The 228-nt window shown below is 64.0% G+C and carries 1 pseudogene; it reads left to right on the top strand.

Annotated elements, in window-relative coordinates:
• Positions 1-228: pseudogene (gene nifH / locus V5F48_RS25190) on the top strand (nitrogenase reductase); the annotation flags it as partial.

Genomic DNA, 228 nt, shown 5'->3' with positions numbered 1-228 from the left:
CCGCGCGACAACATCGTGCAGCACGCCGAGCTGCGCCGCATGACCGTGATCGAGTATGCGCCCGATTCGGTTCAGGCCCAGCACTACCGGAACCTGGCCGAGAAGGTTCACGCCAACAAGGGCAACGGCATCATCCCGACCCCCATCACGATGGACGAGCTCGAGGACATGCTGATGGAGCACGGCATCATGAAGGCCGTGGACGAGAGCCAGGTCGGCAAGACCGCC

The organism is Xanthobacter autotrophicus ATCC 700552, assembly GCF_043194565.1.
In the GTDB taxonomy this organism is placed as follows: Bacteria; Pseudomonadota; Alphaproteobacteria; order Rhizobiales; family Xanthobacteraceae; genus Xanthobacter; species Xanthobacter autotrophicus_F.
Note: the sequence above shows the minus strand (reverse complement) of the source record. Positions and strands in the feature narration are given on the sequence as shown.